Here is a 26,785-nt window from a genome sequence, read left to right on the forward strand (position 1 = left end):
TCGCGCCCTTCACTTCGCGGCGTAGTGCTTCTCGATGGCGCCGAGGGTGATCGGGTCGATCTCGGCATTCTCTGCGCCGGCGATCAGCTTGCGCTCGGCGAGCACCTGCTTGATGGCGAGGCGCGCGTCGGCGCTGAGCTGCTCCGGCGTGTTGCGCAGGATCACTTCGAGATCGACGTCGCGCATCTCGAAGGCGGCGACGAGGCTGTTCACCGCCTGCTCGACATTCCTGACGATGCCGGTGCCGCTCTGCTGCATCAGGCCGAATTTCAGCTTGCCGTAGCTGTCGCCGCGATCGGCGGCGGCTTTGAAGTAGCCGGCTGCGGCGGCAAGATCCTGCGAAACGCCTTCGCCGGATTCCAGCATCAGGCCGAGATTGATCATGGCATCGACGACGCCGCCTTCGGCCGCGAGGCGATAGAAGGCCGCCGCCCGGGCATCGTCTTCGGCGATCAGGCTGCCGTCGTCGAAGAGCACGCCGAGATTGAACGCCGCCGTCTCGTCGCCGCTCGCCGCCGCCTTGTCGAACCAGCGGGCGGCCTCCTCGCCGTCGATCTCGGTGCCGATGCCGTCGCGATAGGCGACGCCGAGATTGTAGGCGCCGAGCATGTCGCCCATTTCGGCCGCCTTCTTGTAGTGGTTGAACTCGGCAACCGCATCGCCGCGCTGGCCCAGCATCGCGCCGTAATTGACCATCGCCACGGTATGGCCGAGCCCGGCCGCTTCCGCATAGAGCTTCATGGCGTCGAGATCCTGGCCGGCGCGCTCCAGCGCCCGGCCGAGCTGGAAGGCCATGCGCGCGCCGCCGCCGGCATTGTAGGCTTCACGGCAGGCCGAGAGCGCCGGGCCGATCCGGATGTCCTCGCGGGCGACCGGCGCGAAGGCCGTGTTGCGCGTCATGTCGTACTGGCTGCCGGCCGCGGCGTCGCACTGGGCTTCGATGGTGTCGGCCGATGCGCCGCCGGCGACGCCGGACAGGAGGACCGCGAAGAAAAGGGCGCGGCCAGCCGTCTTCATTCCATTGGATCGCATGAACATGATCCGTCTCCCTTCGTTGATGACCACACCATAGAGGGCTGGCGGACAGGGGCTGTTTCCGCGGGAACAGAAGGCTGAAGGGGAGCAGGGCATAAGGGGTGCAGACAAGGCGCGTCCGCCGCGCCTGCGACAATGCGGGCAAAGCGCCTTGCGGATTTGCCCGGGGAACTGCGTATAAAGAAGAGGGAGAGCATTTCGCGGCCGGAGGGTGCGGCGATGCTCAGGTTCAATTCCATGCCGCCGCGCGTGAAAGGCACGTCAATGCGAACGCTCAACGTTTTTCGTCCGGTCCGTCTCAGCCGCCGTCTTTTCCTTGCGGCAGGCGCACTCGCGCTCACCGGCATCGGCATCCGCGCCACCCAGGCGAATGCGGTGATCGGCAAGGCGGTGGAGATCACCGGCGAGGTCAACCGCAAGCAGGCCAATCTGCTGGAGGGCCTGAAGGCCGGCGCGAGCCTGATGGACCATGATTTCGTGACGACGGGCAAGGAGAGCTTCGCCGCGCTGGAACTCGGCGAGGACACGACCCTGCTGCTCGGCAGCGAGACGGAGCTTCTGATCGACACCTTCATCGCCGGGCAGGGCGGCACGATCGAGCTCGGCACCGGGCAGATGATCTTCGACCGGCCGGAAGGCCTTGCCAAGATCGACCTCACCGTGCGCACCGCCTTCGGCATGATCGGCGTGCGGGGCACGAAGTTTTTCGCCGGCCCGAGCCGCGGCCCCTTCGCCGTCTTCGTCGAGCACGGCCTGGTCGAGGTGTCCGGCGGTGGCGTGACGAAACAGGTCGGCCCCGGTCAGGGCGTCGAGATCGCCGCGCCGGGCGCCGCGCCGGGCGAGGTCACGCAATGGGGCGAGGCCCGCATCCGCGAAGCCTATGCGAGCGCCGGCGCCCGCTGATCGGGAAGGGCGCGCAAAGCCGCTCTAATCCAGCGTGAACAGCGCCATCGTGCCGAAGCCGCGGATCTCGTGTTCGCCGATGGCGCGCAGGCTGCGGCTGGTCTCGCCGGCCGCGCGCGGACCGACGCAGATCTGCGTTCCCAGGAACTTGTTGGCATCCTGCAGCCGCGCGGCGAGGTTCACCGCGTCGCCATGGGCGGTATAGTCGAGCTTGCCGCCCGCGCCGACCTCGCCCAGCACCGCCATGCCCGTCTCGACGCCGATGCGCGTGCGTCCGAACGCCTTTTCGAGGAAGAGGGGGCGGCGGCGCATCTCCTCGGTCAGTGCGCGGATTTCATCGGCGCAGGCGAGCGCCTTGTCGACGTGGCGGTCGAGATCGTCGGGCGCGTTGAAGAGCGCATGCACAGCGTCGCCCACCACCTTGTCCACCATGCCGCCATGGCGCGCGACGAGGGCGTTGACCTCGGAAAAATAGATGTCGAGCAGTTTGACGAGGTCGTGCGGGCCGATCTTCTGCGCCAGCGTCGAAAAGCCCTCGATATCCGTGAAGAGCGCGGTCACCTGCCGCTCCTCGCCGGCAACCCGGCCGAGGTCGGGATTGTCGATATAGCGTGAGACGACGGATTGCGGCAGGTACTGTGCGAAGCGTTGCCGGGCGGTCGCTTCGGCCCGGCGCACATGGGTGAATTGCAGGAGGCCCGTGACGAGCGCCGCGGTCGCCACGATGAGCGTCACCCCGACCGCATCGGACAGCAGCGCCGTGCGGGCATAAAGCAGCACCGAGGCGCCGAAGACGAGGCCGACCAGCGCGAGCCCCGCGACCGCCGCAAAGAGCGGGCGAAGCCGCGCCGCCGCAAGGGCCGCCGCCGCGCCGGCGAGGAAGGCGAAGCCCGCCTCGATGGGCACGAGCCCGACGTCGCGCGTCGGTATATGGTCGGTGAGGATGGCGTTCGCGATATCCGCGTGGATCTGCACGGAAGGTTCAAGCGGCATGGAGGCGCTGGTCCGCAGCCCCCGAGATTGGGCAGGCTGCTGCCGATCAGCACGACCTTGCCGGCGATCTTCTCCGCCGGCACCGCGCCGGCCACGACGTCGCCCGCCGAGAAGGTGCGCGCGCGGATCGCGTTGGCATCGCTCGCCACGAAACGCAGGCTGCCGTCCTCGTCGAGCCGCAGGATGCGCGCGTCGTGGCGCAGCCAGGCCGGATCGCCGCCGAGCACCGGCGTGCGCGCACCGGCCGCCAGCCGCGCCGCCTCCACGCCGAGCGCGGGATAGGCGGCGTTGCCGACGATCGCATAGGCCTGCACGCGGCGCACCACGGCGTCCTCGTCGCCCACCAGGAAGGCTGCCGCCGCGGCGACTGACTTGTCCTGCAGGAAGGCGCAGGAGCTTTCCGTGCCGTCGATGAACCAGAGGTCGGGCACCGCGACCGGCCGTTGCAGCGCGAGCGCCGGCACGGGATGCGGCGCGCCGTCGGGCGTCTCGCCGATCAGGAAGCCGAGGATGGTCGGAACCTTGGCGATGGCGCTGGCGAGCGCCGCGTTCGCCGGCTCCTGCGGGGCGCAATCGGTGCTGAAGATGAAGTCGAAGGCGATGGCGGCGGGCTTGGCGGCGGCGAGCCGGTCGATCAGATCGGCCGTCTCGGCCCGCGTCCAGTCCCGGTTCGGCGCGGCCTGAAACGCCTTGCGGTCGATGTCGACGACGACGATCCGGTCGCTCTCGGCGGCGGGCACGCTCTGCGTCAGCGCGTCGAAGTAGAATTCGCGCTGCCGCTCCAGCGCCGTCTCGCCGAGCCAAGACAGCGTCAGCGCGCCGGCAAGGCTCGCGACCAGGCCGGCAAGGAGGGGGCGGTATCGCTTGGGGATCATGGCCGGCCGTTCCCGGCGGCTTCAGTCGTCATCCGGCTCGGCGATGTTTTGCAGCCGGCCGATATGGCAATGGATGATGCCGTCGTTGCGGCGGATGGCGCCGGCCTCCTGCAGCGCGAGGATCGAGCGGTTGATCTTCGGCCGGCTGGCGCCGACGATGCTGGCGATCTCCGTCTGGCTGAGCGAAAGCTGCAGATTGGCGCTTTCCGGCAGTTCCTCGCCATGGATGTTGCGCAGCGTCGCCAGGAAGAAGCGCGCGACGCGGGCATCGAGGTCGTAGAGCGCAATGGTCTCGAGCTGCTCCGTCGTCTCGCGCAGCTTTGTGCAGAGATAGTGGATGATCGCCTGCGCCGCCGTCGGGTTGCGCATCAGGATCTCCAGGAAATCCCGCTTGGAGATGACGTAACCTTCCGTCGCGACGACGGCGGTGGCGTCCGCCGAACGAGGCTGGCCGTCGAGGATCGCCATTTCGCCGAGCACCGATCCCGCTTCGAGCTGGCGCAGCGACAGTTCCTTGCCCTGCGGCGTGATCAGCGAGAGCTTGATGCGGCCGGTGACGAGGACGATGAGGTAGGTCCCCTCGTCGCCGCGCTGGAAGATCACGGTTCCGGCCGACCATTTGCGATAGGTGGCGATGCCGGCGATCTCGCCGAGTGTTTCCTTGCCGAACCCTTCGAAAATCGGAAAGGAGCGCCAGAAGGCGGCGCTTTTGTTGATCTCGTTCATATCCGGATTCCCCCGACCGCGCTGACGCAACACGGAACGCGCCGCCTTGCCGAAATCTTCGCCCAGCCGATGGGCGCTTGCAACAGAAAAGAACGGTGCGTTCCGGGCAGGTCCTTGGGGTTGCCGGCAGAGTGGTCACTGGCAGATGCGGACGCGTTTTGCGATGGTCTTGCCATGCGGGTCTTCCGTGCGGATGCGCTTGGTAATGCAGGTCTGCTGGTCGTGTCCATAATAACCCTCCCCATAGGATGTGCCGGCATGGCCGGGTGCAGCGAAGATGAAGGCGGCGGCGGCGATGACGAGGGCGGTAAGGTTGGGGGGCATGGAGGCTCCGCAAGGAGGGAGGCGGGATGTGACGGTCCCCTTGTCGCATGGCCCGCGCGGCCCTCCTGTTTCGCCGGGAACAGGGTAATCGTTCACAAAAAGAGAACGATCTGTCCTCTGAATGCCTGGCTGGCTTGACGGCGGAAAGCTGGTATCTCTTCGTCAATGCAAACGCCAAGCCTCAGGAGCTTTCAATGCAACAGAACGTCGTCGTCCTTGTCGGACGCATTCTTCTCGCCCTCATGTTCATCACCGCTGGTTATCCCAAGCTGATCGATCCCTCGGGCACGGCCGGCATGATCGCCGGCGCCGGCCTGCCGGCCGCAACCGCGCTCGCCTATCTTGCCGGTCTCTTCGAACTCGTCGCGGGCCTCTTCGTGCTCGTCGGCTTCCAGACGAGGATCGCCGCCTATCTGCTCGCCGCCTTCAGCGTGTTCACGGCCCTGGTGTTCCACAGCGGCCCGATCAACGTTCCGGATTTCCCGGAAGGCGCCAACGGCCTGCTCACCCTCTTCAACGGCCTGATGATGTGGAAGAACATCACCATCGCCGGCGGCTTCCTCGTGCTCGCCGCCTTCGGTCCGGGCGCCTACTCGATCGACGCCCGCACCGGCGCAGGCAAGACCGCCACGGCTTAAGCGGAAAGACCCTGATCCTCCAGAAACCCTTCCCGGTCTCCGGGAAGGGTTTTTTGTCGTCCGGTTCCGGGAAAACCCCCGAGCCGCTGGAAAGCCGCGGCTCTTGCTGCTATGCGCACGGGCGGACAGCCTTGTGGGGAGATGCCGATGTTTTCCAATTCCTTTCCGGACCGAGACGTGATGGCGGAGCTGATGGCCCGCATGCTGTGGGAGATCAAGGCGGTGCATTTCCGCCCCGAGGAGCCCTACAAGCTCGCCTCCGGCATGGCGAGCCCGGTCTACATGGACTGCCGCAAGCTCTTGTCCTATCCGCGCATCCGTTCGGCGATCATGGATTTTGCCGCCGCCACCATCACCCGCGAGGCCGGCTTCGAGCGTTTCGACGGGATCGCCGGCGGCGAGACGGCGGGCATCCCCTTTGCCGCGCTGCTCGCCGATCGCCTCGCCTTGCCGATGGTCTATGTGCGCAAGAAGCCGAAGGGCCACGGCCGCAATGCCCAGATCGAAGGCGTGATGCCGGAGGGCGCGCGCGTGCTCGTCATCGAGGACCTCGTGACCGTCGGCGGATCCATGTTCACCTTCATCGATGCGATCCGCGCCGCCGGCGGCGTGGTCGATCATGGCATGTCGTTGTTCTACTACGGCATCTTCAAGGAGGCCGAGGCGCGCTACGCCAATGGCGGCGTCAAGCTGCACCGCATCGCCACCTGGCAGGACGTGCTCGCGGTGGCGCGCGCGGAAAAGCTCTTCGACGATGCGACGCTCGCCTCCGTCGCCTCGTTCTTCGATGCGCCACTTGCCTGGTCCGCCGCCCATGGCGGCGTTGCGGAACTGCCGACCTCGTAAAAGTCTCTGGCGCTTTTCGTCGGGATCGTTTAAATCGATTGAAAATCTCTTGGGAGGGCCGATATGATCCTGTGTTGTGGTGAAGCGCTGATCGACATGCTGCCGCGGACGACGACGCTCGGCGAGGATGCCTATGCGCCCTATGCCGGCGGGGCGATCTTCAACACGGCGATCGCGCTCGGCCGCCTCGGCGTGCCGACCGGTTTCTTCACCGGCCTTTCCGACGACATGATGGGCGACATCCTGCGCAGGACGCTCGGCGAAAGCGGCGTCGACTACAGCTATTGCGCGACGCTCTCCCGCCCGACGACGGTCGCCTTCGTCAAGCTCGTCGACGGCCATGCGACCTATGCCTTCTATGACGAAGGCACGGCCGGCCGCATGATCACCGAGGCGGAGCTCCCCATGCTGGGCGATGACTGCGAGGCGCTGCATTTCGGCGCGATCAGCCTCATCCCCGAGCCTTGCGGGTCCACCTACGAGGCGCTCCTGGCGCGCGAGCACGAAAGGCGCGTCATCTCGCTCGATCCGAACATCCGTCCCGGCTTCATCAAGGACAAGGACGCCCATATGGGCCGTATCCGCCGCATGGCGGCGATGGCCGACATCGTGAAATTCTCCGACGAGGACCTCGCCTGGTTCGGCCTTGAGGGCGACGAGGATGCGCTTGCCCGCCACTGGCTGCATCATGGTGCAAGGCTCGTCGTCGTGACGCGCGGCGCAGAAGGTGCCGTCGGCTACACCGCGAACCACAAGGTCACGGTGCCGAGCGAGCGGGTGAGCGTGGTCGATACGGTCGGCGCGGGCGATACGTTCGATGCCGGCGTGCTCGCCTCGCTGAAGATGCAGAACCTGCTGACCAAGGACCAGGTGGCCAGGCTTTCCGAAGACCAGATCGCCAAGGCGTTGGCGCTCGGCGCCAGGGCCGCGGCCGTCACCGTCTCGCGCGCCGGCGCGAACCCGCCCTGGGCAAAGGAAATCGGGCTCGCCTGAGCCGGCAGCGTAAAGGACAGCAACCTCTCTCCCGTCAAGCCTGAGCATGATGGAGGAGGGTGGAGTGAAGTCGCCAAAACAAGCCGAAAGCCCCTTCATTCCTTTGTCATCGCAGCATGGTCAAAGGGGCCATGTTCGACCACACCGCTCCAGATTCCTTTCCCCTCGCCCGTTCCGATGGACGGGCTCCGACCATCCTCGTCGTCACGGACGCCTGGCGCCCGCAGTTGAACGGCGTCGTGCACACGCTCGAAGAGCTTGCCCGCTCGATGGCGGAAGAGGGCATAGACGTCGTCTTCCTGACCCCGCAGGGGTTTACCACCGTGCCGCTGCCCTCCTATCCGGAAATCCGGCTCGCCATCACCTCCAGGCGCCGCGTGCTGGTCGAAATGGAGAAGATCGCGCCCGACTATATCCATATCGCCACGGAGGGGCCGCTCGGCATGGCGGCGCGTGCCGCCTGCCTCGAACATCGGCTGCCCTTCACCACGGCCTATCACACGCGCTTTCCCGAATTCATCAGCGCGCGCCTGCCCATTCCCGAAAGCGTCAGCTACTGGTGGCTGCGGCGTTTCCACAATGCCGGCAACGGCATGATGGTTGCGACGAAATCGCTCGCCGCGGAAATGGCCGCCCGCGGGTTCGTGCGCATCAAACGCTGGTCGCGCGGGGTGGATACGAAACTGTTCGACCCGGCAAAACGCCGCGATCTCGGCCTGCCGCGGCCGATCTTCCTGAATGTCGGGCGCGTGGCGGTGGAGAAGAACCTGCCCGCCTTCCTCGGCCTCGATCTGCCGGGCAGCAAGGTCGTCGTCGGCGACGGGCCGGACCTTGCGGCGTTGCGCCAGCGCTATCCGGATGTGCATTTCCTCGGCCGCAAGACCGGCGAGGAGCTGGCGTCCCTCTATGCCTCGGCCGACGTCTTCGTCTTTCCGAGCCGCACCGACACGTTCGGCAATGTCATGCTGGAGGCATTGGCGAGCGGCGTTCCCGTCGCCGCCTTCCCGGTCACGGCACCGCGCGACGTTCTCGGCGAGGGCGGCGCCCTGTCGGACAATCTCAAGGACGCGGCGCTTGCCGCCCTCGACATTCCCAAGGAAGTCGCCCGAAGCCGCGCCATGACCTATAGCTGGCGCGCCTGCGCCCGCGAATTCCTGGGCAATCTCACCCGCGTGCCGCGCGATGCGTTCGCGGCACGCCGTCTCAGCCTTCGATAGGTTACGTCGCCGCCTTCAAAAGCGCTGCGACAAGGCCGGCGGTCGAGGAATCGTGGCCGGCTGCGCTCTCCTTGCCTTCCACGACCGGCAGCAGGCCGGTCGCCAGCTCCTTGCCGAGCTCCACGCCCCACTGGTCGAAGGAGTTGATGTTGAACAGCGCGCCTTCGACGAAGACGCGGTGCTCGTAGAGCGCGATCAGCCGGCCGAGTGCGAACGGCGTCAGTCTGTCATAGACCATGGTTATCGACGGGCGGTTGCCGGAGAAGACGCGGTGCGGCGCGATCCTGTCGGCTTTCGCCTCGTCCATGCCCTTGGCGGTGAGCTGCGCCTTGGCTTCGTCCAGCGTGCGGCCCTTCATCAGCGCTTCGGACTGCGCCAGGCAGTTGGCGATGAGCAACTGATGCTGGTGGCGCAGCGCCTTCTCGTGGCCGTTGGCGGCGATCATGAACTCGGCCGGGATGATCGCCGTGCCCTGGTGGATGAGCTGGTAGAAGGCATGCTGGCCGTTGGTGCCGGGCTCGCCCCAGACAACGGGACCCGTCTGGCCCTCGACGGGCGTCGAATCCATCGTCACGGACTTGCCGTTCGATTCCATGTCGAGCTGCTGGAGATAGGCGGGGAACCGCGACAGGCGCTGGTCATAGGGCAGGATGGCGCGCGAGGGATAGTTCAGCACGTTGCGGTGATAATAGCCGATAAGGCCGAGCAGGACAGGGATGTTCTCGCGGATCGGCGCCTCGCGGAAATGGGTGTCGATGGCATGGCCGCCGGCGAGGAATTCGGCAAAGTTCTCCTTGCCGATGGCGATCATCAGCGGCAGGCCGATGGCCGACCAGATCGAATAGCGCCCGCCGACCCAGTCCCAGAAGCCGAAGACGCGGTCCGCGCCGATGCCGAAGGCCGAGACCTTGTCGAGTGCGGTGGAAACCGCGCAGAAATGGTGGCCGACGGCTGCATCGCCCAGCGCATCGGCGATGAATTTGCGGGCCGTCGCGGCATTGGTCATCGTCTCGATCGTTGTGAATGTCTTCGAGGCGACGATGAAAAGCGTCGTTTCCGCATCCAGCAGCTTCAGCGTATCGGCGATATGGGCGCCGTCGATATTGGAGACGAAATGCAGCCGCGGGCCGTCATGGAAGGGGGCCAGCGCCAGCGTCGCCATGACGGGGCCGAGGTCCGAGCCGCCGATGCCGATATTGACGACGTCGGTGATCGTCTTGCCCGTCGCGCCCTTGAGTGCCCCGGAACGGATGCCGTCCGCAAAGGCGCCCATGGCGTCGAGCACGGCGTTGACCTCAGGCATGACGTCCTTGCCCTCGACGAGGACGGGCGTGTTGGCACGGTTGCGCAGCGCGGTGTGCAGCACCGCGCGCTCTTCCGTGATGTTGATGATCGCGCCGGAGAACATGGCGTCCCGCTTCGCCTCGACGCCGGCCGCCTTCGCCAGTGCCTCCAGCCCGTCGAGCACGGCGTCGTTCACCGCGCATTTGGAATAGTCGAAGAGGAAGTCGCCGAGCGTGGTGCTGTAGCGGGAGAATCGCTGCGGATCGGCCGCAAAGGCGGCACGGATGTCTGTGGCGTTGGTGTCGCGGACGATGGATTTCAGCTTTTCGACAAGCGCGTTCATCGGCGTGGTCCCTGGCTTTTGACGATGCCGCTAGCTAGTCGCTTTGTCCTGTCCAAATCAAGACGGCAAACGCGACTCTACCGAAAAAATTAAATCGGTTTAACTGGCGCTCTCTCAGCCGCGGAGATCCTTGCGCAGTATCTTGCCGACATTGGATTTCGGCAGTTCGGTGCGGAATTCGATGAATTTCGGTCGCTTGTAATTGGTCAGGTTCGCCGCGCAATGGGCCTTCACGTCGACCTCCGTCAGCGCCGGGTCCTTCTTCACCACGAAGAGCTTCACCGCCTCGCCGGAATGCTCGTCCGGCACGCCGATCGCAGCGCATTCGAGGATGCCGGCAAGCGACATCGCCACCTCCTCCACCTCGTTGGGGAAGACGTTGAAGCCGGAGACGAGGATCATGTCCTTCTTGCGGTCGACGATCTTGGTAAAACCCTCCGGCGTCATGAAGCCGATGTCGCCGGAGCGGAAGAAGCCGTCCGGCGTCATCACCTTGGCCGTCTCGTCCGGCCGCTGCCAGTAGCCGGCCATGACCTGGGGGCCGCGAATGCAGATTTCGCCGACCTCGCCGAGCGCCAGCGTCTTGCCGTCGTCGTCGCGGATCTCGATGTCGGTCGAGGGGAGCGGCAGGCCGATCGTGCCGGTGAATTCCGCCCTGTCGAAGCGGTTGGCGGTCGCGACCGGCGAGGTTTCGGACAGGCCGTAGCCCTCGGTGATCGCGCAGCCCGTCATCGCCTGCCAGCGCTCGGCGACCGGCCGCTGCACCGCCATGCCGCCGCCGAGCGTCAGCACGAGTCCGGAAAGATCCGCCTTGGTGAAATCCGGATTGTTCATCAGCGCGTTGAACAGGGTGTTGAGGCCGGGGAAGATGTGTATCCTGACCTTCGTCAACTCCTTGATGAAGGCCGGGATATCGCGCGGATTGGCGATCAGCACGTTGTGGCCGCCGAGCGCGATGCCCATCAGCCCGTTCACCGTCAGCGCGAAGATATGGTAGAGCGGCAGAGCGCAGACGAAGACGAGCTGCTCCGGCCGCTGCTTGATGCGGAAGGTCGGCTCGATCCACAGCTTGATCTGCTCCATGTTGGAGAGCAGGTTGGCATGGGTCAGCGTCGCGCCCTTGGAGACGCCCGTCGTGCCGCCGGTATATTGCAGGAAGGCGGTGTCGTCAGGCGCGATGCTGACCGGCTTGATGCGGCCGCGCGCGCCCTCCGCCATCACCTGGGTAAAGGGGATATGGCCCGGCAGCGACCAGGCGGGCACCAGCTTCTTCACCCGGCGCACGACGAGATTGACGATCAGTCCCTTGAGCCCGAGCATGTCGCCCATCGTGGTGACGACGACATGCCGGACCGCGGTGCGCGAGACGACCTGCGCCACGGTGCTCGCAAAATTCTCCAGCACGAACAGCGCCTTGGCGCCCGCGTCCTTCAACTGGTGCTCCAGCTCCCGCGGCGTATAGAGCGGGTTGACGTTCACCACGACGAGGCCGGCGCGCAGGATGCCGAAGATGATGACCGGGTTCTGCAGGATGTTGGGCATCATCACGGCGACCCGGTCACCCTTTTCGAGCCCCCGCGCCTGAAGCCAGGCGGCGATCTTTGCCGAGGCCGCCTCGAAATCCCGGAAGGTCAGCGTCTTGCCCATGCTGGTGAAGGCCGGCCGATCGGCATAGTGTGCGCAGCAGCTTTCGACGAGCGCGCCGATGGAGGCGTGGCCGAGCGGCGCGATCTGTGCTGCCATGCCCTCGGGATAGGAGGCGAGCCAGAACCGGCCGGAGGGCTGGGTGGAAGGGGCTTCGATCGTGGCGGTCATGCATGCTCCTCCTCATTGCGCGCGGGGCGTCATCCGTCCCGCCGGCACCGAAAGGTCCTCCAACCCTTCGTAGGGACAAGATGATGCTTTTGAAAGGCGCCATCAAGAGACATCGCTATCTTACATTAACGTAAACGTCAATAAATGGAGGCCGTGGCCGCGGCGCTTTTCACGATTCTGCCTTGCCTGCGGCGTCTCGGCGCGCCTTCGCCGAAAAAACCGCGTATATGTTTAACATTCTTGGGCTAAACATTATCTAGGTTGCCCGGCCCCGGCATGGGCCTCAAGGGAGTAGACGCGTTTGCTGCATCAGGAACATCGCAGAAATGAGCCTCGGTTTCTCGGCGCGGCGCGCCCGAGCAGCGTCGCGCTCATATCGCCCATCTCGGCGGCGCGCTGGCTCCTTGTGCTCATCGTCTTCGCCGGCATCTATTTCTTCCACGGCTTCGTCGTGCCGGTGCTTGCCGCGCTCGTCATCGCCTTTGCCAGTTGGCCGCTCTATTCGCGCCTGCTCGCCCAGGTGAACGGCAACCGCACGCTCGCCGCCTCCATCGCCATCCTCCTGATCCTCGCCTTCATCGTCGGGCCGATCATGATCGCCTCGACCTATGCCTTCCACGAGATCCGCGACTGGATCGGCTGGGCCGTCGAGACGAACCGCACCGGCGCGCCGACGCCGGACTGGATCGGCGCGCTGCCGGTCATCGGCGGCTGGCTCGACATGCAGTGGACGCGCTTCCTCGATCACCCCGGCGCGATCGGCGAACTGACGCAGATCGTCAGCGGCGCCAATATCGGCAATATCTACCGGGTGGCGCTGGCCGCCGGCGGCAAGGCCTTCGGCCTGCTGCTCGCCATGCTGTTCATGCTGATCGCCCTCTTCTTCATCTACCGCGACGGCCAGTCCTTCGCCGGCCAGGTGGACCGGCTCGGCGAGCGCATCCTGCCGATGCGCTGGGAGCGCATTTCCCGCATCGTGCCGGCGACGATCAGCTCCACCGTCACGGGCATGACGCTGATCGCCATCGGCGAAGGCATCGTGCTCGGCATCGCCTACTGGATCGCCGGCGTGCCCTCGGCCGTCACGCTCGGCGTCCTGACCGGCATCATGGCGCTCTTTCCCGGCGGCGCGCCGCTCTCCTTCACGCTCGTCTCGATCTATCTCGTCTCCAGCGGTTCGCCCGTCGCGGGCCTGGCGCTCTTCGTCTGGGGATCGGTCGAACTCTTCATCGTCGACAAGACGCTGCGCCCCCGCCTCGTCGGCGGCCCGATCAAGCTGCCGTTCCTGCCCACCTTCTTCGGCCTCATCGGCGGCGTGAAGACCATGGGCTTCCTCGGCCTCTTCATCGGCCCCGTGCTGATGGCGCTGCTCGTCGCCATCTGGCGCGAATGGATTCGCGAGGTGGACGCCGCCGAACCGCCCTCGGCGATCATCCTCGATCCCCATGCGGAGGTGCCGCCACGGGGCGATCCGGAGCGCAATGTCGGCTGAAGGATTGCGCCAAGCCCCCCGTATCCGCTTGCACATTTCACCGCCGCCACCGTAGTCTCCGCCCGCGCATTTCGCGCAACCAGGGGGATTACACATGACATGCATGAAGCGGGCAGGGCTTGCCGCCCTCGTCCTTGCGATCACCTTTGCCGCTTCCCATGGCGCGGCGCTGGCCTGGGGCTGCATCGCCGTTTCAGAAGAGGGAACCTACGGCTACAGCTACAGCTTCGACGAGGAGGCGGATGCGCGCGAACGGGCGCTGAATGAATGCGCCAACCGCACGACGGAAGAATCCGTCTGCGAAATCACCGAATGCAACGAAAGCGACTGACAAGGCCGCCTCTCGCGAGCCCGCCCGAACCGGCGGGCTCCTTGCCGGCGAACCGCCGTCGTCTGCCCTGCGCGAATATGGTAGCCTTGCAGCATGAGCCAGCTTTCCAGCGAATCCTTCTTCCGCGCGCTTCCCGTCTTCGTCGATTTCGCAGGCGTCGCCGACAGCACGAATTACCGGGCGCTGCCGTCCGACTGGACTTTGGCGACGGCCGATATCGTCGATTCCACGGGTGCGATCGAGGCCGGCCGCTACAAGGCGGTCAACATGGCCGGGGCCAGCGTCATCTCGGCCATCCTGAATGCGGTGGGCAACAACGACCTCCCCTTCGTCTTCGGTGGCGATGGCGCGCTCGTCGCCGTGCCGCCGTCGGGTGCCGAGCGGGCGCGCAACGCCCTTTCGGCGGTGCAAAACTGGGTCCGCAACGAACTCGGGCTGACGCTGCGCGCCGCGCTCGTTCCCGTGGCCGAGGTCGTTGCCGCAGGGCTGGAAGTCCGCGTCGCGCGGTTCCAGGTCACTCCCGACGTTTCCTATGCGATGTTTGCCGGTGGCGGGTCGAGCTGGGCCGAAGCGCGCATGAAGGAAGGCCGCTTTGCCGTGCCGCCGGCATTGCCGGATGCCCATCCGGACCTCACCGGCCTGTCCTGCCGGTGGAACCCGATCCGCTCCCGCCATGGCGACATCGTCTCGATCATCGCGCTTCCCGCCGGGCGCAACAATGCGCAGGCCTTCGAGACGCTGGTCCTCGAGATCGTCGCATTGGCCGGCGGCGAGGAGAGGGAGGGGCATCCGATCGCGCCGGAAGGCCCGCAGATCGGCCTGTCGGGTGCCGGATTGTCGGCGGAAACGAGGGCGGCTGCGAAGGGAAGGCGCCTCAGGCAATGGTTCGTCATTCTAGGGCAGCACCTTCTGACCGCCAGCCTCTATCGCCTCGGCCTGACGCTCGGCCGCTTCGACCCCAAGGCATACCGGCAGGATGTCGCCCGGAACGCTGATTTCCGCAAGTTCGACGACGGCCTGAAGATGACCATCGACATAGATGCGACGCGGTTTCGGCAGATCGAGGCCCGGCTGGAGCAGGCCGCAAGCGCCGGCATCTGCCATTTCGGCCTGCACCGACAGGATTCGGCGCTGATGACCTGTATCGTGCCGACGGCGCTGCAGCGCGACCACATGCATTTCATCGACGGCGCCGCCGGCGGCTACGCCATGGCCGCCACCCGCCTGAAGAAGCAGATGTCCGGAACGACGACCGCGCCTTAGACAGGCGTCTTAGGGATTTGGAGGAGAATGGTGCCGCTTACGGGCATTGAAGCGCCGTGGCGCCGGAAAACACGTTCTAACTTTACGTCGCGAACCGCCTGACTCTCCCGGTAGGTTCTTGTTTCATTCTCAAATTGTGAGTAACTTATTGTCGCAATGCGTCGTCAGCGCAAAGGTGGACCGAAAGGGGGGCTGGTTTGGCACGTTCGCTCAACAAGCTTTCTGCTCTCTCGGTGAAGGGCGCGCGCCCCGGTAAATACTCGGACGGTGGTGGCCTCTGGCTGCATAAGGCTGAGGCCGGCTCAGGCAAGTGGGTCTTCCGCTTCACGATTTACGGCCGGCGCCGGGAGATGGGCCTGGGCTCGACGAACGACGTGTCCCTGAAGGATGCGCGCGAGGCGGCCGACAGATGGCGGGGCATCGCGGCCAAGGGGCTCGATCCGATCAAAGAGCGTGAGCGTGAGCGGCGGGAAGCTGAAAAGCGCCTCCACCTCCTGCGCGAAGTTGCCGAGGATGCCTATGAAAGCCGGAAGGCGGAACTGAAAGGCGACGGCAAGGCCGGCCGGTGGTTCAGTCCCCTTGAGCTGCATATCCTTCCCAAGCTCGGAAAGACCCCTGTCGCTGAAATCGATCAGACCAGCATTCGGGACGTGATATCGCCGATCTGGCACGTAAAGGCAGAGACAGCCCGGAAGGCGCTCAACAGGCTCGCCATCGTCATGCGCCATGCCGCGGCCCTCGGGCTGGAGGTAGACCTTCAGGCGACAGACAAGGCCCGTGCTCTTCTCGGCCAGCAGCGGCACAAGGCGGCGAATATCCCGGCGCTGCCGTGGATCGAGGTTCCCGCCTTCTATGCCTCTTTGGCCGAGCCGACTATCACCCACCTTGCCTTACGGCTCCTGATCCTCACGGGCGTCCGCTCTGGCCCGCTTCGCTTCCTGCACGAAAGCCAGATCGACGGCGACGTTTGGACAATCCCCGGCGAGGCGCAGAAGGGGCGCAAGGACAAGACGCCGGATTTCCGCGTGCCCCTTGTCGACGAAGCGCTGGCTGTCATCGAAGCGGCGAGACGTCATTCCCGCGACGGTTTCCTCTTCCCGAGCGTCAAGAAAGGCGTGATCAGTGACGCCACCATGTCCCGCCTGATGGAGCGCCGGAAGATGGACGCTCGCCCGCATGGGTTCCGCTCCAGCATTCGTGACTGGATTGCCGAGACGACGGACACGCCCTTTGATGTGGCGGAGACCATGCTGGGCCACACGGTCGGCGGCAAGGTCGAGCGCGCCTATCGACGGACGGATTTCATTGAGCAGCGCCGGAAGCTACTGGAGCGCTGGGCGAACCATGTCACCGGCAAGGGCGGCAAGCTGCTTCGGCTGGTGGAGAACGAATAGCAGGAACCCGTAGGGATAGGCCGGCCAGCCGACAAGCCAGAATGCACCGCCTGGTTTCCCTATGGCGACACGGTGCTTCGCAAGGTGATGTGGATGTCACGAGCTACAGCGATTATTGGGAAGTCAATCTGGTGGGCTAAGGATTCTTGGCCGCGTGACGCGCCTGATGGGTCTTATGTCTTCATCGGTCGGGCGGTGTGCTTGCTTGGGGAGGCCATGTATCCTGGGGAATGGAAGGATGACGACCCGAAACTCGCTTTCACAAGCCAACGAGACCCAGAGGCTTCGCGTGCATTGGCAGTATTCAACCGTTTGGGTGAAGCTGTAGCTGCGAAACATCTGCCGTTTGTTCTAAGGCGTCAGGACGGCGGTGCTTTTCTTCTTCCGCGAGAACGTGACCCAACGTCGAGCTTTTCAGCGAGTGATTGGAACGTTGATGATTTCAAGCCCCTATTCGGTCTCGGTCAAATGCGGTTCGGGGTATGGCAAACCGAGCAAGTATGGATCTATCTCGAAAAGAAGGGGTTAGATGAATTGATGAGGCTGGTACATGGCGGCTCAGCCGCTGAACAATTGGCCAACGACGTCCATCTCTCACCCTATCTGCGCATTATGATTGAAGTAGCGCGTAAATTGCAGATATCGCCCAGCAACCAGCCGAACAAAGAGAGCTTAGAGGCAGAGATACGTGCTCTTTGGGGAGAGCTTCCTTCCTCAGAGCGACTTGCATCGGCAATGGCCACCCTCCTGCGCGAACCGGCTAGCCAACTCGGAAAAGCAAAAAAATAGAATGATAAGGGATTCACCCATTTATGTGTTTTATAACAGTTGGATAGAGGCAGGGTTTGCCCCCTTAAAATGCGTATTGATTGAGAGACGGTGTATCCCATTCACCGATTGAGGGGGAGCGCAAGTCGTCGTTTGTTGCCGGCGTGAACAGATCACGGAAAGGCAACACAAATGGACAACACCTTGTTGCAAACTGCTTCGGTTGAGCGCCTGCTCACCGATCAGGAAGTAGCCGATATCTTCCAGGTGCACCGCGGGACCATCTGGCGCCGGGTCAAGGACGGAACGCTCCCCAAGCCCATCCGCATCGGCAGCATCACCCGCTTTCCCCAGTCCGAAATCGTCGCAGCCCTTGAGGCCGCCAAGCGTAAGCGCGCGGCGTAAGGGGGCGGCCATGAAAACGAAGAACCCGGCGGCGCGAGCAGGCGCCAACCGGGTCCAGAATGTCAAAGCGTTTCACAGCAGCGTCGACAATCTGGACCTTACCGAAAACACCCATAAAACTCAATCTGAAATGCTGGCGGCCCACTCCGTCATGCGTCGTTTCGGCGTGTCGTATTTCCACGCCCTGACCGTCTGCCAGCTCTCCGGCCTTGGAGGTACGGCAGCATGAAAAAGCTCACCATCACCGCCCGCATTCTTCCCGATGGCAAGCCGATGACGGTCATCGGCCGCGATGCCTGGGCCCTTCGCAATCTCATCAATGCCGGCACGGCCGGGTGTACTCCGATCGATCATCCCGGCCCGCGCTGGAGCCATTACGTCTTCAAGCTGCGCGGTTTCGGCTTCCTCATCGAGACCGTCCACGAGAACCACGGCGGCCCGTTCGCCGGCACCCACGCTCGGTATGTTCTGCGCTCCAACGTGGAAGTCCTGCGCGCCTCCGATCAGCAGGAAGCCGCTTAAATGAGCGCCGCTCTCGATGCCAGCTATATCCCTGAACTGGAGCAGGAGGTGCTTGGCGCCCTTCTCCTCTCCGGTGACGTCAAGCACGTACCCGGCTCTTTGGAGCCGGGACACTTCATTGAACCCTTCCACCGCGATTTGTTCGCCAGCATGAAGCAGGCGGCAGACCAGTATAGGTCCGTCCGGCTGGATCTCGTCCGCAATGTGCTGGCCGCGACCGTCGACATGGAGGGGGTAGAAAAGCAGCTCGGCATTCCCGTGCCGGAATACCTCGCCCGCCTGGTCGGGGGCACCGTCCGCGGCGCCGCCGGCCTGAAGGACAGCGTTCCCGCCATGATGCACCAGTGGGCGCGCTTCTCGTTGGGGCGCGAGGCCGAACGCGTGCTGCTCGCCGCCGCTGATCCGGGCACCAGCCCGGCGGATATCATTCGCACCGCGGCCCAGACCTTCGACGATGTGGCGTCCAACTTGCGGCGCGGCAAGCACCGCAAGACGCTCTTCAGCATCGGCGAGGCTTCGGAGAATGCTGTCTCGGCAGTGTCTGAAGCCATGAAGCAGGGCGGCGGCCTCACGGGCACCACGTGGGGCCTCACCGACGTAAACCGCGCCACGGGTGGAATACAGGCGGGGGAGATGACCATCATCGGCGCTCGCCCGTCTATGGGCAAAACGGCCGTCGCCCTCTCCATCGCCATCCAGGCGGCGCAGGCCGGTGCCGGTGTAGGATTTATCTCGCTGGAGATGGCCGCACGCTCCTTAGCCTTGCGTGCCCTGACCGACATTGCCTTCAACGAACATGGTTCGATCGCCTATGCCGACCTCTTGACCGGTCGCGTCAGCGAAGCCGATTTCGAAAGGATCGTCCTGGCGCAACGCAAGCTGGATGCGCTTCCGTTGATGATCGAGGATGCTTCCGGCCTGTCCATGCCCGAGATCCGCGCCAAGGTGGATCGCATGGCCGAGAATGCCGAGCGGGCCGGCACGCCGCTGAAGGTGCTGGCGGTGGACTATCTCCAGCTCATCGCGGCCTCGTCCCGCTATCAGGGCAACCGCACGGCGGAAATCACCGAGATATCGGCCGGCCTGCGCAATCTCGCCCGTGAATACAATGTGGCGGTGCTGGCGCTCTCGCAGCTGTCGCGCCAGGTCGAGAGCCGGGACGACAAGCGCCCGATGCTCTCCGATCTGCGGGAAAGCGGGTCGATCGAACAGGACGCCGATACGGTCATCTTCCTGTTCCGCGAGGCCTACTATCTCGGCAAGGCCAAGGGCAGGAACGCCGACGACGAGGCCGACCGCATGGAGAAGCTTGCGGCCTGCCAGAACAAACTCGAATTCATCATCGCCAAGCAACGGATGTCCGCGCGCGGTCTTGCCGACCGGACGGAGGCGGCCGCTCGAATTGGCAAGGATGCCGCCAAGGCGTCGAACGCGGAGATTGCCGCGGCCGCCCGTCGCCAGCGCCTCATGACGGACGCGGCGCAGCGCAGCCGCCTGGGCAAGGTGATGAACGCAGACAGCGGTGAAGCCGTCGTCAGGCAGATCGGCAACGTCTTTGCCCGGCAGGATGCTGGTTCGGAGATGATGAAGCTGAACCTTGCCACGCGGGGCGACCCGGAGGCGCGGGCCGGGCTTCGCCGTGCAGTGGTGGACCACATTCTCAACCGGTTTGTCGGCAATACCGAGGCCGGGACCAGCGGTCAGTCCCTCATCAGGGGCGAGGCCTTCCAGACGTTCGTGAAGGAAAAGGTGGGTGCGCTGCGATCCGCCGGCTTCACCGATGATGAAATCCGGACCATCCAGAACATTGCCGCCGACATTCGCCGGTCGAACCGCTCGATTTTTGCAGTACGCATTCCCGGCAGCAGCAACACCGCCCAGGATATCTACGCCGCTGCCAAGAGCGATGCGGCCGGCTCGGTTCTTTCTCGGATCCTGGGGGCGTATGCGACGGGCGGCAGCATCGTGTCCGCGGTGGGTGGGAAGATGGCGTCAGCCCTTCGCGAGGCCGGTTTCCAGAGCGTCGATGATATCCTTGCCGACGCCCTTTTGAACCCGGCGCGCGCCAAGCTCCTGTTGCAGCAGATGCCGAAGAACGTCAAAAGCGGCGCGCTTGATCGGCTGACGGAGCTTTATCGTCGCGTGCCCGTTGCCACGGCGGGAACGGTTCAGGACGATGGCGAGCGCCAGAAGAAAGCGGCTCGGCTCGGCGGCGGCAATCAAACGCACCAGTGGATTGCGCAGCGCCTCAGCACCTTCGGCGGCATGGGTGACGCTGAAATCAGCGGCGTCATGGATGCCCTACGCTCGGACCGTTCCGGAGCTACCGGCAGGCTCATGAAAGACCTCATCGGCTTGGAGCGCATGAACCTCTCCGAGGCCGATAAGGCGGCGGCTATCCGCTACATCCTTGAAGGCACGCTCGGGCAAACCCCGAACACTCCCGCCTCCCGATGGAGAGGGCAGCGCAACGGTGACGCCGACAAGGTGCCGTTGGAAATCACGGTGCCGGTCGGCGCCCGCTGAAGCCTGCCAAAACAGGGAAATAACAGGGCATGACGACGGAAAAAGAACAGTCGAAGGATACTCGGTTCAAGCGCGGGCGGTCAGGCAATCCAGGCGGGCGCCGCGCCGGTTCCCGTTCAAAGGCGCTGGTGGCGCTTGAGGACCGTTGATGTGGATCTCCTGTCTCAGCCAAAGACGGCCGGCATGGGCGTTGTAGAGGGGCCGGTCAGCGCCGGCATCGAGGCGCAGCCGGAAGCCGCCGCAAATCTTTCTGGATCTTTCCACGATCAAAGAGATTACCCTCGCTGGGGCACTGGTTCTAGCCGCCGAAATCCATAGGTGGCGAGCTCAACGTGGACCTGGTCTTCGTGCGCAGAACGTCTACGACTGGAACCCGAAGGTGAGGCGGCTGCTGGCAGGCCTCGGCTTTTTCAAGTTGCTCAAAGTTGACATTCCGCGACGGCTGCAAGTCGAGATACTTTCCGACGAAGTGACGGTTCTACAAATGATTTCAAGCACGGAACTCGACCAAGAGCTACTTCAAAAGACCATGCAAAAACTTAGTGCCGTGGCGGAAATCCTTCAGCAAGACCCATCAGTGTACGGCGCGCTTGTCGAAGCGGCCTATAACGCAAAACTTCACGCCTACCCCGAGGATTTTGAGTATGAGTTCCAGCCAATCATAAAAGGGTGGTGGGCAACGGCCAGCTTTAACTCGGAAGAAGAGGTTGTTAAGTTTTTGGTCTACGATCAGGGGGTGGGCATTCCGAACACCCTGCCAAAGTGGTCGGGCTGGGAGAAATTGCGTGCTACAATCGCCGAGACACTGGGCGATTTGGCTACCGGGTTGAAGGATGCTTCAAATCTAATTGAGGCGGCGATAGAGATGGACCGGACCTCTTTACAAGGCGGTCATGGGAAGGGACTACAAGATGTCATCCGCGCTGTCGAAACAACGCCAGGGTCCAGCGTTCGCATATTGAGCGGAACCGGCTCCGTCCTATATCATCACGGCGGACGCATTGAGAAGAAGGATGAAACACTCCATATCGGTGGCACGCTGATTGAGTGGCGCATACCGGTAGGCAATCACGAGAAGCGATCAAAACAATGACAACCAGCATCAACATCGCGCGCGATTACACGCCATACCCGGGCGGTCGTTACCCGGAAGATGGAAAAGGTAATGGGACGACATTCCGTGAAAAGTTCCTCCTGCCCATCATACGAGAGGGGAAAACAGCGGATGTTGTTCTGGATGGCGCCGCCGGCTATCCCTCTTCATTTCTAGACGAGGCCTTTGCTGGCCTGGTCCGTAACGAGGGGTTCACACCGGAGCAGGTGCTGGCGGCTTTTCACTTTGTGGCCACCCAACCGGGGTTCGGGCGCTTCATCCTCTTAGTTGAGGACTTCATACGCAAGGCCTCTCCTGAGGGAGCTCGGACGCGAGGTCATTGATGAATTAGCCCCCGAAAGGCCCGGACATGCTCCCCCACTTAGCTAAGTGGGTAGGAGTAATGTTGGTAATATGACTGGTAGCAATTTTAAGATGGAAGTTCTCTCCGGGCCGGAACGTCGGCGGCGCTGGAGCACGGCAGAGAAGCTGGCGATCATTCAAGAGACCTACGAGGCGGACGCAACGGTGAGCATCGTCGCGCGTCGGCACGGCATCCAGCCGAACCAGTTGTTCGCCTGGCGCAAGCTGGCATCCCAGGGAGCACTGACGGCGACGGCCGCCGAAGAGGAGGTCGTTCCGGCATCCGAATACCGGGCGCTTCAGGCCCAGGTTAAGGAGTTGCAACGCCTGCTGGGCAAGAAGACGATGGAGAGCGAAATCCTCAAGGAAGCCCTCGAAATCGCCGGTGGCCCAAAAAAACGGATGTTGCGCTCGATCTCTCTGCCGAGAGGGATTTTGGAATGAAGACCATCTGCGAAACCTTGGGTGTCGCCCGCTCGAATATCGCTGCGCGTGCCACGGGTTCCGCTTCCAGAGCCAGAGGACGGCCGCCACTCCCGGATCGGGAGCTGGTGGAAGAAATCAGGGCCGTCATTGCCGACATGCCCACCTACGGCTATCGGCGGGTCCATGCCATCCTGCGCCGGAATGCCCGGAAAGACGGGCGTTCGTGGCCCAACGCCAAGCGCGTCTATCGGGTCATGAAGCTGCACAACCTGCTTCTGGTGCGCCACACCGGAGCGGTCGATGATCGCCGCCACGATGGTCAGGTCGCTGTCGAACGCTCCAACATCCGATGGTGCTCGGACGGCTTCGAGATCGGCTGCGACAACAAGGAGAAGGTCCGTGTCGCCTTCGCCCTCGACTGCTGCGACCGTGAGGCAATCGCCCATGTCGCCACCACGGAGGGCATCAAGAGCCAGGACGTGCAGGACCTCGTGATCACCGCCGTCGAGAACCGCTTCGGTCGCATCAACATGTTGTCCGAGCCCATCGAATGGCTCACCGACAACGGTTCGTGCTTCGTCGCCAGGGATACCGCATCCTTGCTCCGCGACATCGGCATGGAGCCGTGCACGACGCCCGTGCGCAGCCCGCAATCGAACGGCATGGCCGAGGCCTTCGTCAAAACCTTCAAGCGCGACTACGTCGCGGTGAACCCCACCCCGGATGCCGAAACCGTCATCGCGCAACTGCCGCTCTGGTTCGAGCACTACAACAATCTTCACCCGCACAGTGCTTTAGGATATCAATCACCGCGCGAGTTCATCAGCTCGCAATCTCAAACCTGAGCATGTCCGGTCTTTTGGGGGCAACTCCAATTGATGACATGGGAAATTGCGCTCCCTGCTCTCGTTGGCGCAGGTGTCGCTCTGCTTACAAGCGCAGGCGAACGGTTAATTGCCAGATTTTTTGATCATTCAACACAGCGCGAGGCACGCTACGACGCCGATTTGGCGGCTATAGAGCGCGTAACGTTTGAGGTGAGAGACTTAGCGACCGCCTACTGGTCTCATGATGCAGAGATGCCTCGCGACAAAATAACCGAGGGTGCCATCGTAGGCCGCTTAACCTTCGTCTCTGAGCTGGCCGAAGCCCTATTCAAGCCAAAGGAGAAACTGCTTTGGGAAATGGACATGTTTATAAACCGGCTTGATGTGTCCTGCACTTTTGGCAATTTTGGTGGCCAATCGCGCAAAGCGGACGCAGGGCGTATCCGCGAGATTGAGATTGCCGCGTACCGACTGGCGCACGCCGCCCTTGTCAATCGCAGAAAGCTGTAAAGGCGCTTGAGCTTGTCGAGGTAGGTGCCGGTATCGAGCTTGGTGCCGGTGATCATATCAATCACCTCTGGGATTACCTTCGCTCCGCGCTCTGCGTTCAGCTGCACAAGGCGCTCGGACTGGCCAGTCGCCGCAGACGTGCTTGCGGTGAAACGCTCCGCCTCATTTTCAAGTCGCAAACTTTGCGACTTGCTTCGATCCCCGCCATGCGCCGTTTCCGGATGGAGCTCCAGATAGATCGCTTTCCGCCGCGCCGTCTGCGAAGCACGCTCTGCCGGCGACAGCCTACGCCGCCGGAATTGATGTCGAGGAACCCTCGCTTTTGCGCCCCGACCCTAAGAGAGTACGTAGGCTCAACGCCTAGTCTTTTTCGTTGTTTCCCGCAAATCCCGAGCGGACTTCCTTGCCGCTGCCAGGGCTATTTCGGCTCGCAACGCATCTGGTATCCTGGTGTCCGTCTGTCTCGGCGCGTGAAACGATGGCAACTGCTTAGGGGGTGAGCCAGGTTCAGCTAAGCGTTCTAGTCGCTCAACCTCTTCGGCTCGTATACGCATCAATTTCCCGCTTAGTCGGAAGTAAGGTAGATGATTGGTCCGCATTAGGTTTCGGATGTGTCTCTCGGAACAATTCCAGCGCTCAGCGAGTGAGGCAGGTGAGAACACAGCGGGCATCGCTTGCGGCGTGCTTTCGGTGTGATTTGATGCCGGTATCTCGGTTCTAGTTTCATGCCGTCCGATCGAAATCGAGCCGTCGGCGCTGAGATTAATCGTAACGCCTTTCTCGCGGGCAATATCCGCGGCGGCGCAAATTTCCTCCGCCGACCATCGCCCAAATGCTGAAAGAGCCATGGTTTTCTCCTTCTGCTGTTAAAAGCATATCATGGAGCGGTCCAGCGAAGGGGAAGTGACCGATAACGAAACCGTGAACAGCTTCCTACCGCGCTCGCAAAGGTGGGCTAAAAGGTGGACCGAAATCCCGTTCTCTCGCTGTAGCGCCTGAGAAACCAGCATTTCGAGAAAAAGAATGGTGCCGCTTACGTGACTCGAACACGTGACCCCGTCATTACGAATGACGTGCTCTACCAACTGAGCTAAAGCGGCATACCAAGCGCAGGGCAACTACTATCGCCCTACTATTTTATTCTCATTCCCACCAACCCACTGGCTTTGAACATCATTCCCGAGCGGACCCGGTAATTACGAATGATGTGCTCTACCGACTGAGCTAAAGCGGCCCTTGCCGGATCCCGAAGCGTGTCGGGACCGGAATGGGTGCGCTGATAACCGCAATGGGAAGAGATTTCAAGCGGGGAGTTTCAACTTCCGCATTTTTCCCGTGCGTTGCAGCGAAATCAGAGGGTCAGGCAGGGAGGATCCGGGCTTTGGCGGCGCGATACTCGCGTTCCAGCCGGGCGATGAGGTCCTCGACCGGGGCGACGGCTTTCACGGCGCCGATCCCCTGGCCGCAGCCCCAGATGTCCTTCCAGGCCTTCGCGCCCGTCGTTGCCTTGTCGAAATCCATCTTTGACGGGTCGGCCTCGGGCAGGTGGTCGGGGTCGAGGCCGGCGGCGGTGATCGAGGGTTTCAGGTAGTTGCCGTGGATGCCGGTGAAATAGTTGGAGTAGACGATGTCGGCGCTCGCGCTGTCGACGATCATCTGCTTGTAGGCTTCGCTGGCGCGCGCCTCGCTCGTCGCGATGAAGGGCGAGCCGATATAGGCCATGTCGGCGCCCATCGCCTCGGCTGCGAGGATGGCGTCGCCCGTCGCGATCGCGCCGGAAAGCAGGAGGGGGCCGTCGAACCATTCGCGGATCTCCTGCACCAGTGCGAAGGGCGAGAGCGTGCCGGCATGGCCGCCTGCGCCGGCGGCGACCGCGATCAGGCCGTCCGCGCCCTTGCGGATGGCCGAATGGGCGTGGCGGTTGTTGATGACGTCGTGCAGCACGATGCCGCCGTAGGAATGGATCGCCGCATTCACCTCCGGCACGGCGCCGAGCGAGGAGATGACGACAGGCACCTTGTATTTCACGCACATCGCCAGGTCATGCTCCAGCCGCTTGTTGGAGCGGTGGACGATCTGGTTGACGGCGAAGGGGGCGGCGGGACGATCGGGGTTCTTTGCGTCGTGCGCGGCAAGGCCCTCCGTGATCTCCGCCAGCCACTCGTCGAGCTGGGATTCCGGGCGCGCATTCAGCGCCGGGAAAGCGCCGATGACACCGGCCTTGCATTGTGCAAGGGTCAGCGCGGGATGGGAGACGATGAAGAGCGGCGCGCCGACGACGGGCAGGCGCAGCTTGTCCTTGAGGATCGCGGGCAGGGCCATGAGGGACGTCCTGTTATGGTTTTGACGTTTACGAAAACGTCAAAACCATAACAGCGGGCGCCTTCGCTGAAAAGGGGGCGTGGGGCGATGCTTGCGATGATGGCTTTGAGGTTTTTTTAGAGGCGCGTGCGATGGCCCGCGCCATTATCTCATGAAAACAGAAGGATGGATGCTGTTCGGCGCAAGGACGCGCCGGAGCCGGCTGGCGATGGGGTGAAGGTAAGCGCGGTGTAGCAGGGAAATGCTCGGGCGCAGCAGGCGGATAGGCGTATTCGAGGATCAGGACAAGTGCCTGTGGCTTAAGACCCCTTCCCATCGGAGGAGGGCAATCGAATATGGCACCCCCCCGTCGTTTTTCCTCCGCCGGGGAAAGAGGAGCACGGCAGGCGGCCATGTTTCGCCTGCGGTTCCTCCATCCCGCTGCCACTTTCTGTTCGGTAGGGGAGCAGCTGGGCGCGCTTCCCGGTTGCGTATGTGATCCTGCTTCCCGCGGGAAAGGACGGCGGCAAGCAGGGGCGCAGGTTATCGCCCGCCTCCAGGAAGCTGCCTGC

At 63.6% G+C, this 26,785-nt stretch carries 26 protein-coding genes, 1 tRNA gene and 1 pseudogene; 19 read left to right on the forward strand and 9 right to left on the reverse strand.

The genetic code is table 11. The features are described 5' to 3' along the window. Nucleotides 1-9: 9 nt before the first annotated feature. Nucleotides 10-1,038: a tetratricopeptide repeat protein gene (locus tag shn_RS00380; RefSeq protein ID WP_064328675.1), complete on the reverse strand. Its 1,029-nt coding sequence runs from the start codon at nucleotides 1,036-1,038 to the stop codon at nucleotides 10-12. Between the two features lie 261 nt (nucleotides 1,039-1,299). Between shn_RS00380 and shn_RS00385 the strand changes: the two genes are divergently transcribed. Continuing rightward, nucleotides 1,300-1,938, forward strand: coding sequence for a FecR domain-containing protein (locus shn_RS00385; RefSeq protein WP_064332370.1), 639 nt, complete (start codon nucleotides 1,300-1,302; stop codon nucleotides 1,936-1,938). Between the two features lie 24 nt (nucleotides 1,939-1,962). Here shn_RS00385 and shn_RS00390 read toward each other — a convergent pair. The 3 genes and pseudogenes from shn_RS00390 to shn_RS00400 all read right to left on the reverse strand — a co-directional run bounded on the left by shn_RS00390 (nucleotide 1,963) and on the right by shn_RS00400 (nucleotide 4,856). Beyond that, nucleotides 1,963-3,803, reverse strand: a pseudogene (locus shn_RS00390) (CHASE2 domain-containing protein). A 24-nt stretch (nucleotides 3,804-3,827) separates the two neighbouring features. Further along, on the reverse strand, nucleotides 3,828-4,532 hold the full coding sequence (locus tag shn_RS00395; protein ID WP_064328676.1) for a Crp/Fnr family transcriptional regulator: 705 nt from the start codon (nucleotides 4,530-4,532) through the stop codon (nucleotides 3,828-3,830). Nucleotides 4,533-4,667: 135 nt separating this feature from the next. Continuing rightward, the gene (locus shn_RS00400) at nucleotides 4,668-4,856 is read right to left on the reverse strand and encodes a hypothetical protein (protein ID WP_064328677.1); all 189 of its coding nucleotides are present in this window, start codon (nucleotides 4,854-4,856) and stop codon (nucleotides 4,668-4,670) included. 194 nt (nucleotides 4,857-5,050) lie between these two features. Here shn_RS00400 and shn_RS00405 point away from each other — a divergent pair, with 194 nt between their 5' ends. The 4 genes from shn_RS00405 to shn_RS00420 all read left to right on the forward strand — a co-directional run bounded on the left by shn_RS00405 (nucleotide 5,051) and on the right by shn_RS00420 (nucleotide 8,550). Continuing rightward, nucleotides 5,051-5,494, forward strand: coding sequence for a DoxX family protein (locus tag shn_RS00405; protein WP_064332371.1), 444 nt, complete (start codon nucleotides 5,051-5,053; stop codon nucleotides 5,492-5,494). A gap of 147 nt (nucleotides 5,495-5,641) precedes the next feature. Beyond that, nucleotides 5,642-6,340, forward strand: coding sequence for an orotate phosphoribosyltransferase (locus tag shn_RS00410; protein WP_064328678.1), 699 nt, complete (start codon nucleotides 5,642-5,644; stop codon nucleotides 6,338-6,340). Between the two features lie 63 nt (nucleotides 6,341-6,403). Continuing rightward, complete coding sequence (locus shn_RS00415) at nucleotides 6,404-7,333, forward strand: carbohydrate kinase (protein WP_064328679.1); 930 nt, start codon at nucleotides 6,404-6,406, stop codon at nucleotides 7,331-7,333. A gap of 131 nt (nucleotides 7,334-7,464) precedes the next feature. Next, nucleotides 7,465-8,550, forward strand: coding sequence for a glycosyltransferase family 1 protein (locus tag shn_RS00420; protein WP_084437679.1), 1,086 nt, complete (start codon nucleotides 7,465-7,467; stop codon nucleotides 8,548-8,550). A 1-nt stretch (nucleotide 8,551) separates the two neighbouring features. Here the strand turns inward: shn_RS00420 and pgi are convergent, their stop codons facing one another. Together pgi and shn_RS00430 are read right to left on the reverse strand one after the other, a co-directional pair. Then, nucleotides 8,552-10,177 (reverse strand): glucose-6-phosphate isomerase, encoded by a 1,626-nt coding sequence (gene pgi / locus shn_RS00425; protein WP_064328680.1) that lies wholly within the window; start codon nucleotides 10,175-10,177, stop codon nucleotides 8,552-8,554. A gap of 114 nt (nucleotides 10,178-10,291) precedes the next feature. Further along, nucleotides 10,292-11,992: a long-chain-fatty-acid--CoA ligase gene (locus shn_RS00430; RefSeq protein ID WP_064328681.1), complete on the reverse strand. Its 1,701-nt coding sequence runs from the start codon at nucleotides 11,990-11,992 to the stop codon at nucleotides 10,292-10,294. Nucleotides 11,993-12,293: 301 nt separating this feature from the next. On the opposite strand from shn_RS00430, the gene shn_RS00435 reads away from it, so the two are divergent. From shn_RS00435 to shn_RS00495, 14 genes are all read left to right on the forward strand, one after another. Beyond that, nucleotides 12,294-13,484 (forward strand): AI-2E family transporter, encoded by a 1,191-nt coding sequence (locus tag shn_RS00435; RefSeq protein WP_084437681.1) that lies wholly within the window; start codon nucleotides 12,294-12,296, stop codon nucleotides 13,482-13,484. A 94-nt stretch (nucleotides 13,485-13,578) separates the two neighbouring features. Continuing rightward, nucleotides 13,579-13,815: a DUF4189 domain-containing protein gene (locus shn_RS00440; RefSeq protein ID WP_064328682.1), complete on the forward strand. Its 237-nt coding sequence runs from the start codon at nucleotides 13,579-13,581 to the stop codon at nucleotides 13,813-13,815. A 93-nt stretch (nucleotides 13,816-13,908) separates the two neighbouring features. Next, entirely contained in the window at nucleotides 13,909-15,078 is a 1,170-nt protein-coding gene (locus shn_RS00445) for a DUF3095 domain-containing protein (protein ID WP_064328683.1), read from the forward strand. Between the two features lie 197 nt (nucleotides 15,079-15,275). Further along, nucleotides 15,276-16,472, forward strand: a complete 1,197-nt coding sequence (locus tag shn_RS00450) for a site-specific integrase (protein WP_064328684.1) — start codon at nucleotides 15,276-15,278, stop codon at nucleotides 16,470-16,472. Between the two features lie 93 nt (nucleotides 16,473-16,565). Beyond that, nucleotides 16,566-17,261: a hypothetical protein gene (locus shn_RS35665; RefSeq protein WP_145925837.1), complete on the forward strand. Its 696-nt coding sequence runs from the start codon at nucleotides 16,566-16,568 to the stop codon at nucleotides 17,259-17,261. A 171-nt stretch (nucleotides 17,262-17,432) separates the two neighbouring features. Then, nucleotides 17,433-17,645: an AlpA family transcriptional regulator gene (locus shn_RS00455; RefSeq protein WP_064328685.1), complete on the forward strand. Its 213-nt coding sequence runs from the start codon at nucleotides 17,433-17,435 to the stop codon at nucleotides 17,643-17,645. Between the two features lie 10 nt (nucleotides 17,646-17,655). After that, on the forward strand, nucleotides 17,656-17,874 hold the full coding sequence (locus shn_RS00460) for a hypothetical protein (RefSeq protein WP_064328686.1): 219 nt from the start codon (nucleotides 17,656-17,658) through the stop codon (nucleotides 17,872-17,874). Then, nucleotides 17,871-18,167 carry a hypothetical protein gene (locus shn_RS00465; RefSeq protein WP_064328687.1) on the forward strand — a complete coding sequence of 99 codons (297 nt, stop codon included), beginning with the start codon at nucleotides 17,871-17,873 and terminating at the stop codon, nucleotides 18,165-18,167. Before shn_RS00460 ends, shn_RS00465 begins: the two co-directional genes overlap by 4 nt. Beyond that, nucleotides 18,168-20,693: a DnaB-like helicase C-terminal domain-containing protein gene (locus shn_RS00470; protein WP_064328688.1), complete on the forward strand. Its 2,526-nt coding sequence runs from the start codon at nucleotides 18,168-18,170 to the stop codon at nucleotides 20,691-20,693. A gap of 29 nt (nucleotides 20,694-20,722) precedes the next feature. After that, entirely contained in the window at nucleotides 20,723-20,842 is a 120-nt protein-coding gene (locus shn_RS37555) for a DUF5681 domain-containing protein (RefSeq protein WP_371328582.1), read from the forward strand. A 230-nt stretch (nucleotides 20,843-21,072) separates the two neighbouring features. Beyond that, nucleotides 21,073-21,786 carry a hypothetical protein gene (locus shn_RS00475; RefSeq protein ID WP_064328689.1) on the forward strand — a complete coding sequence of 238 codons (714 nt, stop codon included), beginning with the start codon at nucleotides 21,073-21,075 and terminating at the stop codon, nucleotides 21,784-21,786. Further along, the gene (locus tag shn_RS00480; RefSeq protein WP_064328690.1) at nucleotides 21,783-22,130 is read left to right on the forward strand and encodes an STAS-like domain-containing protein; all 348 of its coding nucleotides are present in this window, start codon (nucleotides 21,783-21,785) and stop codon (nucleotides 22,128-22,130) included. Before shn_RS00475 ends, shn_RS00480 begins: the two co-directional genes overlap by 4 nt. Nucleotides 22,131-22,200: 70 nt before the next feature. Next, nucleotides 22,201-23,420 (forward strand): IS3 family transposase gene (locus shn_RS00490; protein ID WP_145925838.1). Its coding sequence is split into 2 segments (ribosomal slippage): nucleotides 22,201-22,537 and nucleotides 22,537-23,420, totalling 1,221 coding nucleotides; the frame shifts between segments, so codons are not numbered across the junction. Nucleotides 23,421-23,453: 33 nt separating this feature from the next. Further along, nucleotides 23,454-23,912 (forward strand): hypothetical protein, encoded by a 459-nt coding sequence (locus tag shn_RS00495; RefSeq protein WP_064328693.1) that lies wholly within the window; start codon nucleotides 23,454-23,456, stop codon nucleotides 23,910-23,912. Between the two features lie 353 nt (nucleotides 23,913-24,265). Here shn_RS00495 and shn_RS37560 read toward each other — a convergent pair whose 3' ends face one another. From shn_RS37560 to shn_RS00505, 3 genes are all read right to left on the reverse strand, one after another. Then, complete coding sequence (locus shn_RS37560) at nucleotides 24,266-24,760, reverse strand: helix-turn-helix domain-containing protein (RefSeq protein ID WP_371328583.1); 495 nt, start codon at nucleotides 24,758-24,760, stop codon at nucleotides 24,266-24,268. A 176-nt stretch (nucleotides 24,761-24,936) separates the two neighbouring features. Beyond that, a tRNA-Thr gene (locus tag shn_RS00500) sits at nucleotides 24,937-25,012 on the reverse strand. Nucleotides 25,013-25,271: 259 nt separating this feature from the next. Further along, nucleotides 25,272-26,234, reverse strand: coding sequence for a nitronate monooxygenase family protein (locus shn_RS00505; RefSeq protein WP_064328694.1), 963 nt, complete (start codon nucleotides 26,232-26,234; stop codon nucleotides 25,272-25,274). Between the last annotated feature and the right edge of the window lie 551 nt (nucleotides 26,235-26,785).

The sequence above is a fragment of the Shinella sp. HZN7 genome (assembly GCF_001652565.1).
Taxonomy (GTDB): domain Bacteria; phylum Pseudomonadota; class Alphaproteobacteria; order Rhizobiales; family Rhizobiaceae; genus Shinella; species Shinella granuli.

Excerpts from the sequence above, each read along its gene's own strand:
- shn_RS00380 (WP_064328675.1), bottom strand. The coding sequence starts at position 1,038 with ATGTTCATGCGATCCAATGGAATGAAGACGGCTGGCCGCGCCCTTTTC.
- shn_RS00385 (WP_064332370.1), top strand. The coding sequence starts at position 1,300 with ATGCGAACGCTCAACGTTTTTCGTCCGGTCCGTCTCAGCCGCCGTCTT.
- shn_RS00395 (WP_064328676.1), bottom strand. The coding sequence starts at position 4,532 with ATGAACGAGATCAACAAAAGCGCCGCCTTCTGGCGCTCCTTTCCGATT.
- shn_RS00400 (WP_064328677.1), bottom strand. The coding sequence starts at position 4,856 with ATGCCCCCCAACCTTACCGCCCTCGTCATCGCCGCCGCCGCCTTCATC.
- shn_RS00405 (WP_064332371.1), top strand. The coding sequence starts at position 5,051 with ATGCAACAGAACGTCGTCGTCCTTGTCGGACGCATTCTTCTCGCCCTC.
- shn_RS00410 (WP_064328678.1), top strand. The coding sequence starts at position 5,642 with ATGTTTTCCAATTCCTTTCCGGACCGAGACGTGATGGCGGAGCTGATG.
- shn_RS00415 (WP_064328679.1), top strand. The coding sequence starts at position 6,404 with ATGATCCTGTGTTGTGGTGAAGCGCTGATCGACATGCTGCCGCGGACG.
- shn_RS00420 (WP_084437679.1), top strand. The coding sequence starts at position 7,465 with ATGTTCGACCACACCGCTCCAGATTCCTTTCCCCTCGCCCGTTCCGAT.
- pgi (WP_064328680.1), bottom strand. The coding sequence starts at position 10,177 with ATGAACGCGCTTGTCGAAAAGCTGAAATCCATCGTCCGCGACACCAAC.
- shn_RS00430 (WP_064328681.1), bottom strand. The coding sequence starts at position 11,992 with ATGACCGCCACGATCGAAGCCCCTTCCACCCAGCCCTCCGGCCGGTTC.
- shn_RS00440 (WP_064328682.1), top strand. The coding sequence starts at position 13,579 with ATGACATGCATGAAGCGGGCAGGGCTTGCCGCCCTCGTCCTTGCGATC.
- shn_RS00445 (WP_064328683.1), top strand. The coding sequence starts at position 13,909 with ATGAGCCAGCTTTCCAGCGAATCCTTCTTCCGCGCGCTTCCCGTCTTC.
- shn_RS35665 (WP_145925837.1), top strand. The coding sequence starts at position 16,566 with ATGTCACGAGCTACAGCGATTATTGGGAAGTCAATCTGGTGGGCTAAG.
- shn_RS00455 (WP_064328685.1), top strand. The coding sequence starts at position 17,433 with ATGGACAACACCTTGTTGCAAACTGCTTCGGTTGAGCGCCTGCTCACC.
- shn_RS00460 (WP_064328686.1), top strand. The coding sequence starts at position 17,656 with ATGAAAACGAAGAACCCGGCGGCGCGAGCAGGCGCCAACCGGGTCCAG.
- shn_RS00465 (WP_064328687.1), top strand. The coding sequence starts at position 17,871 with ATGAAAAAGCTCACCATCACCGCCCGCATTCTTCCCGATGGCAAGCCG.
- shn_RS00470 (WP_064328688.1), top strand. The coding sequence starts at position 18,168 with ATGAGCGCCGCTCTCGATGCCAGCTATATCCCTGAACTGGAGCAGGAG.
- shn_RS37555 (WP_371328582.1), top strand. The coding sequence starts at position 20,723 with ATGACGACGGAAAAAGAACAGTCGAAGGATACTCGGTTCAAGCGCGGG.
- shn_RS00480 (WP_064328690.1), top strand. The coding sequence starts at position 21,783 with ATGACAACCAGCATCAACATCGCGCGCGATTACACGCCATACCCGGGC.
- shn_RS00495 (WP_064328693.1), top strand. The coding sequence starts at position 23,454 with ATGACATGGGAAATTGCGCTCCCTGCTCTCGTTGGCGCAGGTGTCGCT.
- shn_RS37560 (WP_371328583.1), bottom strand. The coding sequence starts at position 24,760 with ATGGCTCTTTCAGCATTTGGGCGATGGTCGGCGGAGGAAATTTGCGCC.
- shn_RS00505 (WP_064328694.1), bottom strand. The coding sequence starts at position 26,234 with ATGGCCCTGCCCGCGATCCTCAAGGACAAGCTGCGCCTGCCCGTCGTC.